12 protein-coding genes are annotated in these 13,506 nt (G+C 72.0%); 5 read left to right on the top strand and 7 right to left on the bottom strand.

The window, feature by feature from the left end:
- The first annotated feature begins 77 nt into the window (after positions 1–77).
- Genes IE244_RS21945 through IE244_RS21930 form a run of 4 tightly spaced genes read left to right on the top strand, consistent with a single transcriptional unit; the run spans position 78 to position 2,440 of the window.
- A complete protein-coding gene (locus tag IE244_RS21945) occupies positions 78–425 on the top strand; it encodes a GntR family transcriptional regulator (RefSeq protein ID WP_191875240.1) in 348 nt (115 codons plus the stop codon).
- Positions 422–1,402, top strand: a complete 981-nt coding sequence (locus IE244_RS21940) for a DUF1648 domain-containing protein (RefSeq protein WP_229854261.1) — start codon at positions 422–424, stop codon at positions 1,400–1,402. The genes IE244_RS21945 and IE244_RS21940 overlap by 4 nt, the downstream gene beginning before the upstream one ends.
- 7 nt (positions 1,403–1,409) lie before the next feature.
- Positions 1,410–1,988: an RNA polymerase sigma factor gene (locus IE244_RS21935; RefSeq protein WP_191875239.1), complete on the top strand. Its 579-nt coding sequence runs from the start codon at positions 1,410–1,412 to the stop codon at positions 1,986–1,988.
- Positions 1,985–2,440 carry a hypothetical protein gene (locus tag IE244_RS21930; RefSeq protein WP_191875238.1) on the top strand — a complete coding sequence of 152 codons (456 nt, stop codon included), beginning with the start codon at positions 1,985–1,987 and terminating at the stop codon, positions 2,438–2,440. Before IE244_RS21935 ends, IE244_RS21930 begins: the two co-directional genes overlap by 4 nt.
- A gap of 15 nt (positions 2,441–2,455) precedes the next feature.
- Here IE244_RS21930 and IE244_RS21925 read toward each other — a convergent pair whose 3' ends face one another.
- From IE244_RS21925 to pdhA, 6 genes are all read right to left on the bottom strand, one after another.
- Positions 2,456–3,364: an alpha/beta fold hydrolase gene (locus IE244_RS21925; RefSeq protein WP_191875237.1), complete on the bottom strand. Its 909-nt coding sequence runs from the start codon at positions 3,362–3,364 to the stop codon at positions 2,456–2,458.
- A 65-nt stretch (positions 3,365–3,429) separates the two neighbouring features.
- Positions 3,430–4,221: a hypothetical protein gene (locus IE244_RS21920; RefSeq protein WP_191875236.1), complete on the bottom strand. Its 792-nt coding sequence runs from the start codon at positions 4,219–4,221 to the stop codon at positions 3,430–3,432.
- Positions 4,222–4,341: 120 nt separating this feature from the next.
- A complete protein-coding gene (gene murJ / locus IE244_RS21915) occupies positions 4,342–5,988 on the bottom strand; it encodes a murein biosynthesis integral membrane protein MurJ (protein ID WP_268252905.1) in 1,647 nt (548 codons plus the stop codon).
- Between the two features lie 180 nt (positions 5,989–6,168).
- Positions 6,169–7,569, bottom strand: a complete 1,401-nt coding sequence (locus tag IE244_RS21910) for a dihydrolipoamide acetyltransferase family protein (protein ID WP_191875235.1) — start codon at positions 7,567–7,569, stop codon at positions 6,169–6,171.
- A 10-nt stretch (positions 7,570–7,579) separates the two neighbouring features.
- Positions 7,580–8,557, bottom strand: coding sequence for an alpha-ketoacid dehydrogenase subunit beta (locus IE244_RS21905; protein ID WP_191875234.1), 978 nt, complete (start codon positions 8,555–8,557; stop codon positions 7,580–7,582).
- Between the two features lies 1 nt (position 8,558).
- Complete coding sequence (gene pdhA, locus IE244_RS21900) at positions 8,559–9,794, bottom strand: pyruvate dehydrogenase (acetyl-transferring) E1 component subunit alpha (protein WP_191875233.1); 1,236 nt, start codon at positions 9,792–9,794, stop codon at positions 8,559–8,561.
- Positions 9,795–10,398: 604 nt separating this feature from the next.
- On the opposite strand from pdhA, the gene IE244_RS21895 reads away from it, so the two are divergent.
- The gene (locus tag IE244_RS21895; protein ID WP_191875232.1) at positions 10,399–11,442 is read left to right on the top strand and encodes a phosphotransferase; all 1,044 of its coding nucleotides are present in this window, start codon (positions 10,399–10,401) and stop codon (positions 11,440–11,442) included.
- Between the two features lie 100 nt (positions 11,443–11,542).
- Here IE244_RS21895 and IE244_RS21890 read toward each other — a convergent pair whose 3' ends face one another.
- On the bottom strand, positions 11,543–13,198 hold the full coding sequence (locus tag IE244_RS21890) for a protein kinase domain-containing protein (protein WP_191875231.1): 1,656 nt from the start codon (positions 13,196–13,198) through the stop codon (positions 11,543–11,545).
- Between the last annotated feature and the right edge of the window lie 308 nt (positions 13,199–13,506).

Below are 13,506 nucleotides of genomic sequence, written 5' to 3'. Positions count from 1 at the left end.
CGGCGGGCCCGTTCTGCTGCCCGGAAACCCGCCGCCGGATGCGCGATGAAGCTGATAGTGCTAGTTTCATTAGCACCATGCTGCTGCGTCTGGACAAGAGCGACACCCGCCCCCTGCACGAGCAGGTCGCGGCGGCGATCCGGCGGGCCGTCGCCGAGGGCGAGTGCCGCGCCGGTGACCGGCTGCCCTCGGCCCGCGACCTCTCCACCGCGCTGGACATCAACGTCAACACCGTCCTGCGCGGCCTGCGCGAACTGCGGGACGAGGGCCTGCTGGAGTTTCGCCGGGGCCGCGGGATCACCGTCGCCGAGGGGGCGGACGGACGCTCCGGACTGCAGATCAGGGTGCGGGAGCTGATCGCGGAGGCATCCCGGCTCGGCTACAGCCGCACCGACCTCATCGAGATGATCCGGGGGACGACATGACGAACGGGCACGATCCGAAAAGCGGCCGGACCCGCGCCGCGCTCTGGGGCGGCGCGGGATGCGCGGCGGCCGTCGCCGCCCTGCTCGTGAGCCTTCCCTGGGCCGCGCACGACCGGCTGCCCGACCGACTGGCCACCCATTGGAGCGGCGGCGACACCCCCGACGGCTCGGCGCCGCTGTGGGCGGCCTCCCTCTTCCCGGCCGGCGTCTGGCTGCTGATCGCCCTCGCCGTGAGCGTGCGCTGGCGCCGCTCCTGGCCGGCCGTACGCCCCTGGCGGCTGATCGCGCTGGCGCCCCTGGCGACGTTGCTCGTCGGCGCGCAGGCGTCCATCGTCCGCGCCAACCTCGACCGCACCGACTGGCACGAGGCCCGCGAACCCGCCCTGGACGTCGTGCTGATCCTGGTGCCGGCGGTGATCGCCGGCGTGGTGGCCTGGCGCTGGAGCACCCGGCCCACCCCGACACCGGTCACCGCCGCCCCGGAACTGAACCTGCCCGAGGGCGAGCGGCTGGTGTGGTTCTCCCGTGCGGCCAACCCCTGGCTGCAGCTGACGGCCGCGCTGGCCGGCCTGGTCTCCGTCGGCGCCCTGGTGGCGCTGGCCGTCGGCCTGTCCGGCTCCGCCGCCCTGTGGCTGGTGTGCGCGGCCTGCGGCGTCACCGCCCTCGCCGGCGCCGTCTTCTCCTCGGCCCAGGCGAAGGTGTCGGAGGCGGGTCTGGAGGTGTCGTTCGGCCCGCTCGGCTGGCCCGTCCGCCGCTGGTCCCCGGCCGCCATCGAGTCCGCCCGCGCCGAGCACCGGCTGCCGTCCCAGGTCGGCGGCTGGGGCTACCGCCTCAGCGGCCTCGGCACGACGGTCATGCTCCGCGCCGGCGACTGCCTGGTCGTACGCCCCCGGGGCCGCCGCACGGACTTCGCGGTGAGCGTGGACGACGCCGAACGGGGCGCGTCCCTGCTGAACGCACTGCTCCGGAGAGCCTGATCCGGGCATGGACCGCCAGGACATCCAGGGGATCCAGGGGATCCAGGGGGAGGACGGCGGCCGGGCGGCCCCCTGGGACGCGGCCGCCGCGCTGGTGCGGGCCGCGCAGGACGGGGACGCCCTGGCCATGGACGAACTGCTCGCGCTGGTGACGCCGTACGTGACCCGGCTGTGCCGCCCGATCGCGCCGCACGAGGTGGCCGACGCCGTCCAGGAGTCCCTGCTCGCCGTCTTCAAGGGCCTGCGCACGCTCCGCGATCCGCGGGCCTTCTACGGCTGGGTGCGTACGGCCACCGTGCGCGAGGCGGTACGGGTCGCCCGCCGCGCCCCGGCCGAGGAACCCGCCGACCCCGCCGACCTGGCCCGGCTCGGCGGACTGCGCGCGGACGCCGACGGGGAGCTGCCGGCCGACGTCCGGGACGTCCTGGCGCGGCTGCCGGTCCGGCACCGCGCGGTCCTGGTCCTGCGCGAGCTGGAGGGCCTGGACGAGGCCACCGTCGCCGGTCTGCTGGGCGTACCCCAGGGCACCGTCAAGTCCCGGCTGAGCCGGGCCCGTTCCTCCTTCCGGAAGGCGTGGTCACGATGAGTTCCTCCGATCCGGTGCTGCGGCTGCGGGTGCTGGCCGCAGGGCTGCACGCCGGCCTGTACGCCGAGGAGCATCTGCCGCTGCCCTACGACCGGGTGTGGGCGGTGGCCGCGGACCTGGAGGCCGAACTGCCGCACCTGCTGCCGTTTCTGCGTGAGTTCCGGGTGCCGCCCGGCGACACGGACCGCACACCGGCGCTGGCCGTGGGCCGCTCCGGCCTGACGGAGCCCTTCGAGGTCCGGCTCGCGCCCGGCTGGTGCCTGATGCAGTCCCGCCTCGTCGTCGGCGGCATGGCGGCCACCCCGGAGGCGGACGGCACCCGCTTCGCCGTCCTGGGCGCCACCCGCCCCACCGTCCTGCGACCCGCCCAGTGGCTCTACGGCCGGCTGCTCGGCGAACGGCGCGGACGGGCGTTCATCGACCGGCTCGCCGAGCGGGCGGCACTGCGTTAGACCTCCCGCGCCATGTCAGACCTCCTGTGTGCCTCGGCCGAAGGGGGTGAACAGGTCACGGATCGCCTCCGCCACCTGCTCCGGACGCTCCTGCGGCAGATAGTGACCGGCCCCCGGCACCAGCCGCACCCGCAGCGCGTCGGCGTACGGCTCGGCGCCCGCCAGCATCGACGGCACGACGACGTTGTCCCGCGCACCGCCGAGCAGCAGCGTCGGCACGGTCAGCCGCTGCCGCCGCGCGGTGCCCCGCACCAGCGCCGGTATGTCGTGCAGGACGTACTGCCAGAACAGGGACTGGACGGCGGCGGCGCTGTGCGAGGTGGCCCCGGCGTACTCGGTGATCTCCGCGTCCGTCCACACGGCCGCCGGGTCGGCGACCTGGTGGCGCAGCAGGAAGCGGGTGAAGCCGGGCCAGTGCCGCAGCACGGCCCGCCCCAGCACCGGGTACTCGACGAACGCGGTGAACCACAGCCGCCACAGGTTCGGCAGCACCGCGCGGTGCCGGGGCCACGGGTGGGACATGTTGAGCGCGAGATATCCGGTGAAGCGCTCCGGCGCGCGCAGGCACAGCCGGAACCCGAGATGCGCTCCCCAGTCGTGCCCGACCAGCCCGACCCGCTCCAGCCCGAGCGCGTCGAGCAGTGCGAGTGCGTCGTCCGCCAGGCCGTCCATGTCGTAACCGCGCCGTGTGCTCTGCGACCAGCCGAAGCCGCGCAGGTCCGGGCAGAGCAGCCGGTACCCCTCGGACAGCTGTCCGGCGACCTTGTGCCAGGCGTACCAGTGCTGCGGGAAGCCGTGCAGCATCAGCAGCGGCGTGCCGGTGCCGGCGTACTCGGCGAGATGCAGCCGGATGCCGCGTACGGTCGGCCAACGGTGCTCGGCACGCCCGTCGTTCGGCAGCGGACGTTCGCTGTGCGGTGCCATCCGTGACCCCTCTCGGGCCGGTGCGGTCCCCCCTCGGGCCCGCGCTGCCGGGTCAGGAGTACGGGTCAGCGCGAAAGGTTCCCCCCTTTCTGTTCCTTGTCGTGCTCGGCCGGGAGCTGGTCGTACGTCTTGAAGGTGTAGGAGGCGTCGTACGACAGCCGGTTCCCCTGGGCGGCCGGCAGACCGAGTCGCCGGTTCAGGGCTGCGGTGAGCGGCCCGCAGTGTCCGGCGGCCGGGGCCGCGAACGTGTCGTCGTACGCCGAGAACTCGATCACCGGAGGGTCCTGGGAGACCCACCGGGAGGGACCTGAGCGCTTCAGCTGAAAGTCGACGGGAGCGCCCGTCCCGATGGTGCAGGCGTGCGATACCAGCGGGCCGATGAGCCGGAACCGGAGGCTGAACCGTCCGGTGTAGAAGTCGGACCGGCCGCCGTACTCCGGCTGTATCGCCAGCCCCAGGACGGCCGTGCGATCGCCTGCGGGAGTGCCGGTCAGTCCTCCCGGAAGGGCGGTGGGCGAGCTGTGCATCGCGCCCCACACCTGCCCGTCGCTGCCGTCCGGCATCGGGCCTTCGGCATGCGTCATGGTGATCGTGGCGAGGTTCACCGTGACGCTGCCCAGGGTCAACCGCGGGGCCGCCGTGTGCACTTCGCATCTCCACCGGCTCGGGTCGACGCCGTCGGGCAGGGCCGGGCAGTCACCGAAATCGGTCGCCGTGGCGGCGGTGACACGCGGCGCGGAGTAGGCGACACCCGGCGCGCACACCGCCGCCGTACCGGCGAGGACGGCGGCGCCCGCGAAGGCGGCGGCACGGCGGACGGGAGAGGAACCGGGGCGAGCGGCAGCGGATTTCGTCATGTCACCAGCGTGCCGCCGCGACCACTCCACCACCATCCGTGACGTCCCCGACCGCACCCTCACGCATCCCTGATGCCACGTCAGGGATGGTCGCCGGAGAGGGAGTCGAAGCGGTCGCCGTCAGCGGAGCCCGGGGATCCGCCGAAGCTCACCGATCTTCAGCGCCTTGCCCACCACCAGATAGCCGAGACCCAGTGCGAGCGTGCCGGCGACGGTCGTCAGGACCGCCCCCGCCGTGCCGTCCCCCAGCGCACCGGCGCAGCCCCGTGCCGCCGCCCAGCCGGCCAGGGCACCGCCGCCTCCGGCGCACAGCAGCTTGGCGTAGGTGCGGCGCAGGGTGCCGTCGTCGAGCCGGCCGCCCGTGCGGCGGGCCAGCAGGCGGGCGGTGAGGAGGAGTCCGGCGACGTAGGAGACGCTGTAGGCACCGGCCATGCCGGTGACCGCCCATCGCACCGGCAGCAGCAGATGGCAGGCGGTGGCGAGCGCGATGTTCACCGCCTGGGTCCACACGGCCATGAAGAACGGCGTACGGGTGTCCTCGAAGGCGTAGAAACCGCGCAGCAGCAGGTACTGCGCCGAGAACGGGATCAGCCCGAGCCCGAAGGCCTGGAGCATATGGCCGAGCGGCGCGGCGCTGGCGGGATCGGCGGCGCCATGGGCGAACAGGAGGGTGGCGATGTCCGGCCCGAGCGCGGTGAAGAGGAAGGCGGCAGGGACGATGACGACCCCGCTGACCCGCAGCGCCCGGGACAGGTCGGCACGCAGATCACCGGTCCGCCCCTCGGCCACCGCCTTGCTCATACGCGGCAGCAGCGCCGTGACCAGGGAGACGGTGACGATCGACTGGGGCAGCATCCAGATCGTCTGCGCGGTGCTGTACGCCGTGTAGCCGACGCCCGCGTTCGGCAGTCGTGTGTCGGCGGCCGTGGCGAAGTTGGTGACGACGGTGAGCCCGACCAGGTTGGTCAGCACGAACAGCAGCGTCCACTTGGCCGCGTGGACCCCGGATCCGAGCCCCGCGCCACGCCAGTCGAACCGCGGCCGGAACCGGAAACCGGCGGCGCGCGCGAAGGGAACGAGGGCGAGGGCCTGTACGGCGATCCCGAGGGTCGTACCGACACCGAGCCAGCGGACCTGGGCGTCCGTGACGTCGGCGACGGAGTGGGGGACGGTCATCATCCCGAGATAGACGCCGAACATGGAGACGAGGACGACGTTGTTGAGCACGGGCGTCCACATCATGGCGCCGAACTTCTCCCGTGCGTTCAGCACTTGGCCGAGGATCGCGAACAGCCCGTAGAAGAAGATCTGGGGAAGCAGGAACCTGGCGAACACGACGGTCAGCCGGAACGCCGCGTGCTCCTTGGGCGTATCCCTGATGTACAGGCTCACGATCTCCGGCGCGGCCCACACGGCGAGCAGCGTCCCGACGGCCAGCACGCTGACGACGAGCGTCACCAGCCGCTGCTCGTACGCCCGCCCGCCATCGGCATGCGTCGCCCGGGCCCGCACCAGCTGCGGCACCAGCACGGCGTTCAGCGCGCCGCCGATCAGCAGGGTGTACAGGCTGGTCGGCACGGTGTTGGCCGTGTTGTACGTGGTGGCGAGCAGCCCTGTCCCGAGCGCGGCCCCCTGCAGCACCTGCCGGATCAGACCGCCGGCCCGCGAGACGACGGTGCCGGCGGCCATGAGCGCGGAGGCGCGCCCGACCCCCGCCGTCGCCTTGGGCTTCGCATGCCGGGCTGTGGTCTTCTCCCCCGTTACCATGCGGTAAATCTACGGCAGTTGAGAGGCCCGCCCACCGCCGGTGCAGGTGCTCGACCGGAGCTGAGAACCGGACCTCGAAGAAGCCGGAGCTGAGAGCCGGACCTCGAAGGAGAGCGGGGCGGCCGCAAGTCAGTGTTGCGGCCGGCCCCTCGTGTTTCCAGCGCTATCGGCGCCGGATCGTCACGCCCAGGTGATCAACCGCTTCGGCTGTTCCAGGATCGCCGCGAGATCCGCCAGCACCTTCGAGCCCAGTTCGCCGTCCACCAGGCGGTGGTCGAAGCTCAGCGCCAGCGTCGTCACCTGACGCGGCTTGACCTTGCCCTTGTGGACCCACGGCTGGAGCTTGATCGCGCCGATCGCGAGGATCGCCGACTCGCCGGGGTTGAGGATCGGCGTGCCGGTGTCGACGCCGAAGACACCGACATTGGTGATCGTGACCGTGCCGCCCTGCATGGCCGCGGGGGAGGTCTTGCCCTCCCGCGCCGTCGACACCAGCTCGCCGAGTGCGGCGGCCAGCTGCGGCAGCGTCTTGTCGTGCGCGTCCTTGATGTTCGGCACGATCAGGCCGCGCGGGGTGGCCGCCGCGATGCCCAGGTTGACGTAGTGCTTCTGCACGATCTCCTGGTTGGCCTCGTCCCAGGACGCGTTGATCTCGGGGTTGCGCTTGATGGCGACCAGCAGGGCCTTGGCGACGAGCAGGAGCGGGTTGACCCGCAGGCCCTGCATCTCCTTGTCCTGCTTCAGCTCCTCGACCAGCTTCATCGTGCGGGTCACGTCGACCGTCACGAACTCCGTGACGTGCGGCGCGGTGAACGCCGAGCCGACCATCGCCGCCGCCGTGGCCTTGCGGACGCCCTTCACCGGGATGCGGGTCTCGCGGGCGCCGTCGTAGGAGGCGACCGGCGCCGGCGTCACCGGGGCGGTGGCGGCCGGGGCGGCGGTGGCGGCCGGGGCGACCGGCTCGGCGGCCTTCGGCGTGGCCGCCGCGTGGACGTCCTCGCGCGTGATGATGCCGTCCGGGCCGGACGGGGTGACCGTGTCCAGGTCGACGCCGAGGTCCTTGGCCAGCTTGCGCACCGGCGGCTTGGCCAGCGGGCGGGCCTTGTCGATGACCGGCGCGTGGCCGTTCAGCTCGGCCTGGATCGCCTGTGCGGGGGCCGGGACGGTGACCTCGGGGCCCTTGCGGGGGCGCCGCTTGGTGGAGGAGGTCGACACGCCGTAGCCGACGAGGACCGGCTGGCGGCCCTGCGCCTTCGGCTCCTCCTCGGCCGGCTGCGCGGGCTGCGCCGCGGGCTGTTCCGCCACCGGTGCCGCCGCTCCGCCCGCCACGTCCACCGCGATGATGGCCGTACCCACGTCGACCGTGGTGCCCTCGGGGAAGTGCAGTGCGCGCACGACACCGTCGTAGGGGATGGGCAGTTCGACGGCCGCCTTGGCGGTCTCGACCTCGCACACCACCTGGCCGTCGGTGACCGTGTCACCCGGCTGGACATACCACTTGAGGATCTCGGCCTCGGTGAGTCCCTCGCCGACGTCCGGCATCTTGAACTCGCGTACGGACGCTTCCGTCATCGTCGTCACGACCCTCTCCTCAGTACGCCAGCGAGCGGTCGACGGCGTCGAGCACGCGGTCCAGGTCCGGCAGGTACTCCTCCTCCAGACGCGCCGGCGGGTACGGGGCGTGGTAGCCACCGACCCGCAGGACGGGCGCCTCCAGGTGGTAGAAGCAGCGCTCGGTGATCCGTGCGGCGATCTCCGCACCGGAGCCGAGGAACACCGGTGCCTCGTGGACCACGACCAGGCGGCGGGTCTTCTCCACCGAGGCCTGGATGGCGTCGAAGTCCAGCGGAGAGACCGAGCGCAGGTCCAGGACCTCCAGGGACTTGCCCTCCTCGGCCGCGGCGGCCGCGACCTCCTGGCAGAGCTTCACCATCGGGCCGTAGGCGGCCAGGGTCAGATCGGTGCCCTCGCGGACGACCTGCGCCTTGTGGAGCGGGGCCGGGATCGCCTCAAGGTCCACCTCGCCCTTGTCCCAGTAGCGGCGCTTCGGCTCGAAGTAGATCACCGGGTCGTCGCTCTGGATGGCCTGCTGCATCATCCAGTACGCGTCCGACGCGTTCGACGGAGACACGACCTTCAGGCCCGCCACGTGCGCGAACAGCGCCTCGGGGGACTCCGAGTGGTGCTCGACCGCTCCGATGCCGCCGCCGTAGGGGATGCGGACGACGACGGGCATCTTGACCTTGCCCAGCGAGCGCGCGTGCATCTTCGCGAGCTGGGTGACGATCTGGTCGTACGCCGGGAAGACGAAGCCGTCGAACTGGATCTCGACCACCGGGCGGTAGCCGCGCAGGGCGAGGCCGATCGCGGTGCCGACGATGCCGGACTCCGCCAGCGGGGTGTCGATGACGCGGCTCTCGCCGAAGTCCTTCTGGAGGCCGTCCGTCACCCGGAACACGCCGCCGAGCTTGCCGACGTCCTCGCCCATGACCAGGACCTTGGGGTCCTCCTCCAGGGCGCGGCGCAGCGACTCGTTGATGGCCTTCGCCATCGCCATCTTCTCGGCCATCTCAGCGACCCCCTTCAGCTGCGTCCGCGAACGACGCCTGGTAGGCGGCGAACTGCGCGCGCTCCTCGTCGACGAGCGCGTGCCCGTCCGCGTACACGTTCTCGAAGATGGCGAAGTGGTCCGGGTCGGGCATGGCGCGGACCGCTTCGCGCACTCGCTTGCCCAACGTCTCGGACTCGGCGTCGAGTTCCGCGAAGAATCCTTCGTCCGCGTGGTTCGAGGCCTCCAGGTAGCGGCGAAGGCGCAGGATCGGGTCCTTCGCCTCCCAGGACTGCCGCTCCTCGTCGCCCCGGTAGCGGGAGGGGTCGTCGGAGGTGGTGTGGGCGCCCATGCGGTAGGTGTACGCCTCGACCAGGGTGGGGCCCTCGCCGTCGCGGGCGCGCTCCAGCGCCCACTTGGTGACCGCGAGGCAGGCCAGTACGTCGTTGCCGTCGACGCGCACGCCGGGGAAGCCGAAGCCCTGCGCGCGCTGGTAGAGCGGCACGCGGCTCTGCTTCTCGGTCGGCTCGGAGATCGCCCACTGGTTGTTCTGGCAGAAGAACACCACGGGAGCGTTGTAGACCGCGGAGAAGGTGAACGATTCAGCCACGTCGCCCTGGCTGGAGGCGCCGTCGCCGAAGTAGGCGATGACCGCGCTGTCCGCGCCGTCCTTGGTGATGCCCATCGCGTAGCCGGTGGCGTGCAGCGTCTGGGAGCCGATGACGATCGTGTACAGGTGGAAGTTGTTGCTGTTCGGGTCCCAGCCGCCGTTGTTCACGCCGCGGAACATGCCGAGCAGGTTGGTCGGGTCGACCCCGCGGCACCAGGCGACGCCGTGCTCGCGGTAGGTCGGGAAGACGTAGTCGTCGTCGCGCAGCGCGCGGCCGGAGCCGATCTGGGCGGCCTCCTGGCCGAGCAGGGAGGCCCACAGGCCCAGCTCGCCCTGGCGCTGCAGGGCGGTGGCCTCGGCGTCGAAGCGGCGGGTGAGCACCATGTCCCGGTACAGACCGCGCAGGTCCTCGGGGGTGAGGCCGGCGACGTAGGCGTCGTACTCGGCGTTCTTGACCCGCTTGCCCTCGGGCGTCAGCAGCTGTACGAGCTGCGGCTCGGCGCTCTGCTTCGCGGCGGCGCGCGTGGTGCGCTTGGTGCCGGTGGCTCCGGACGCGGTCCCGGCCCTGCCGGTCTTGGTGCCGGTGGTGCCGGCCTTGCCTGCGGCGCTGCGTCGCGGCTTGCGCGCGGCACTGCTGTCCACGGTCACGTGTGCTCCTCCGTCGTTCCGGCCCCCGGGGTTGCCGGTAGGCCAGTGCGGCTCACCTGTCTCGACCACCGGGCACGGGGTGGGTGCCACTCGGCCGGGAACAGGCGTGACAGGTGCCCCGGCGAGCGCCCTGCAACCATCACGTTACCCAGTGCTCCACATTTCTGTGAAACCCCACCTGACCTGCGATTTTGCTTGGATTTCCAAGTAAATCGGAGAAGGCTGGAAGCGCGCTGGTCACAGCCTTGCGAAAGGCCGGAGCACCGGCACGTTATCCCGCACACCCAGCTCTCGGGAAGAGTTTGTGTCGGAGACCGACTCCTTGCTCGAAGCATGAAAAATCAGCGTATTTCAGCTCGCCGACCGGCGAACGACTGCCTCCGGCCGAGAAGTCGATCAAGAATTACGTGTCGAGTCCGCCGTGAAACCCGGTATGCGGCGCCGCCTCCAGGACCGCTGCTTATGTCGCCCGAATGCAGGCGGAAAAAAGCGGAAGTGCCGGAACTCTCTGATAAAGCCTGCCGTGTGACCGAAAGCGATCATCGGAGACTGCCTGTGACAAGCCCCAGCTCACAGCGTCTTTTCGTGCCCTAGCATCTGCGGCGTGCCGCGCTCTTGTGTACCACCCCTTGTACCCCATGCGCCCCCTCTCAGCGCCCTGCTCCGCCTGTACGCCGCCGGTACCGCCCTCACCTGTGAGCCGGTCGACCAGGGCCTGCTGAACCGCGGCTACCGGCTGCGCACCACCCGCGGCCGATATTTCCTCAAGCACCACTTCGACCCCGACACCGCGGACCCGGCCGCCATCGAGCGCCGGCACCGCGCCACCCAGCGCCTGGCCGACCTCGGCGTCCCGGTCTCCGTACCGCTCGCGCACCGCGAGGGCCGGACGGTCGCCGTCGTCGGGGGCCATGCCTACGCCCTGCACCCGTGGATCGACGGCAGGCACCGTCACGGCGGCCAGCTCACGCTCGGGGAGAGTGCACGCCTGGGGGCGCTCCTGGGGGCCGTACACGCCTGTCTGGAGCGCGTGATGCCCCCCAAGGGGCGCACCCGCCCGGCTACGAGCCCCCATCCCGTGGAGAGCGCCGATCCGGAGGACACCTTCGCCCTCATCGACGACCTGCTCGCCCACGTACGGCGGCACCGCCCCGCCGACGCCTTCGACGAGCTCGCCCGGCACCGGCTGCTGGAACGCCGGGCGCTGCTGGAGCAGCACGCGGACCGGCGGCCGCCGCGCGGCGACTCGGTGGGCTGGGTGCACGGCGACTTCCACCCGTTCAACCTGCTCTACAAGGACGACGCCCCGGCGGCCATCGTCGACTGGGACCGGCTCGGCGTGCAGCCCCGCGCCGAGGAGGCCGTACGTGCCGCCGCGATCTTCTTCGTCCGGCCCCCGGGCCCCCTGGACCTGCCGAAAGTGCGTGCCTACGCGCGCGCGTACCGGCGCGCGGCCCGCGCCACGCCGGCGGAGCTGACGGCGGCCGTGCACCGGGTGTGGTGGGAGCGGCTGAACGACTTCTGGATGCTGCGCTGGCACTACGAAAGGGGCGACACGCGCGCGGACTGCCAGTTCCCGGCCGCGTCGGCGCTCGCGGTGTGGTGGACACGCGAGTACGACGCGGTGTGCGACGCGTTCGTACGGTGAGCGCCCGCGGTCACGGGCCGGGGCACCCCGGCGCGCCCGCGCCCGCGGCGACGGCCGGATCACCTCAGGGTGACGCGGTCACGGGCGCGGTGGGTGTCCTTCAACCGGTGGGGTCGCCCGCGCCGCCGTCCGCCGTGTTCCCGGTGGTGGTGCCGCCGTCGGTGGTGCCCGCGTCGGTGCCGGCGTTCGTGGTGCCGGTGTCGGTGCCGGCGTTCGTGGTGCCGGTGTCCGTGCCGCCGTCGGTGGTGCCGGTGTCCGTGCCGCCGGTGGTGGGATCCGTGGACTGCGACGGGGAGGTCTGCGGGTCCGACGGCTCGTCGGTGGGGCCCGTGGACTGCGACTGCGAGGTCTGCGGGTCCGACGGCGGGTAACCGCCCCCGCCCGAACTCGTGTCCGAGCTGGTGTCGGTGTCGGTGTCCGTGGGCTGGTCGGTGTTGTCGTCCGACGGGGGCGGGGAGTCCGAGTGGTCCTTCGTGGACTTCGAGTGCGTCGTCGCCGGCTTGGTGTCCGTCCCGGGGTGGGTGCCGGTACCGGTGCCCGCGCTCTTCAGCGCCAGCGCGACACCCGCCGCGATGGCGATGACCGCGAGGACGGCGAGGATCCACAGCTTGCCGCGGCCGCTGCCCTTGTTTCCGTGCCCCTCGAAGCCGCCGTCGTCGCCGTGGCCGTAGCCCTGGGGCAGGACCGGCTGCGGGATCTGCGCGGTCCCGGCGCCGAAGTCGCCCGGGTGCTGCATCGCGGTGGTGCCCGCGAAACCGGCCGCCGGGGTGTGCCGGCCGTCATGGGCCTCCACCGGGCCGGTGTTCCAGGTGCCGGTGTGGGCGCCCTGCTCGTAGAGCATCTGCAGGCCGTACTGGACCAGGCCGCGCATCTCCTCGGCCGTCTGGAACCGGTCGTCCGGCTCCTTGGCGAGCGAGCGCATGACCAGGCCGTCCAGCTCCGGCGGCACGGCGTCGGAGACCTGGGACGGGGGCGTGGGGATGTCCTGGACGTGCTGGTAGACCACCGACAGCGGGGTCTCGCCGGTGAACGGGGGCCGCAGCGCGAGGAGTTCGTACAGCAGGCAGCCGGTCGCGTACAGGTCGGAGCGGTGGTCCACGGCCTTGCCGAGCGCCTGCTCCGGGGAGAGGTACTGCGGCGTGCCCATGACCATGCCGGTCTGCGTCATCGTTGTCGAGGCGCCGTGCAGGGCGCGCGCGATGCCGAAGTCCATCACCTTGACGGCACCGCTGTCGGTGATGATCACGTTGGCGGGCTTGATGTCGCGGTGCACGATGCCGTGCTGGTGCGAGTAGGCGAGCGCTTCCAGCACTCCGGAGACGATGATCAGGGCCTGCTCGGGACCCGGTGCCTCGGCGTTCAGCAGCAGATCGCGGATGGTGCGGCCCTCGACCAGCTCCATGACGATGTACGGCACGGACTGGCCGCCGACGAAGTCCTCGCCGGAGTCGTACACGGCGACGATCGCGTGGTGGTTCAGGCCGGCGACGGACTGCGCCTCACGCGTGAAGCGGGCCTTGGAGACCGGGTCCTCGGCCAGGTCGGCGCGCAGCAGCTTCACCGCGACGGTACGGCCCAGACGGACGTCCTCGGCCGCGAACACCTCGGCCATGCCGCCCCGGCCCAGCCGGTGGGTCAGCCGGTACCGGCCGTCGCCGACGAGCCCGCCGTTGCCCCACAACTCCGGCGCGTCCGACATACCGCCGCCACTCGCCTCGGGGTCGGACGGGCCCTGGGCGCGCTGCGTCTGTGCCATCAGTCCTCGCCGTCGTTTCTGCCCGCGGTGCGCGCGGTGTTGTCACGGTCTCCGTCGGCCACGCTACAGCCTCCGCGCGAGCCACCGGTTCGGAACCGGAACCCGGACCGACCGGAGCCGGACCGGTCATGAAACCCGTAGCACGCGCTGTCGTGCAAATTCTGTGCACTGGTCGTACGCCCCCTGTAACGCTTGCGCGACGCTTCTTGCGCGTACGGTCACGGAACGGGCACCGAGCTTGACGTGTCAGTGCCCTGGGGCAGACTTGGCCGGGAATGACACATTCGATCAAGGCCCGTGCGATGAGC

Origin of the sequence: Streptomyces filipinensis, from assembly GCF_014649495.1 — a bacterium.
Lineage (GTDB): Bacteria > Actinomycetota > Actinomycetes > Streptomycetales > Streptomycetaceae > Streptomyces > Streptomyces filipinensis.
The sequence above is the reverse complement of the archived record's forward strand: the minus strand, read 5'-3'. Positions and strand labels throughout refer to the sequence as shown.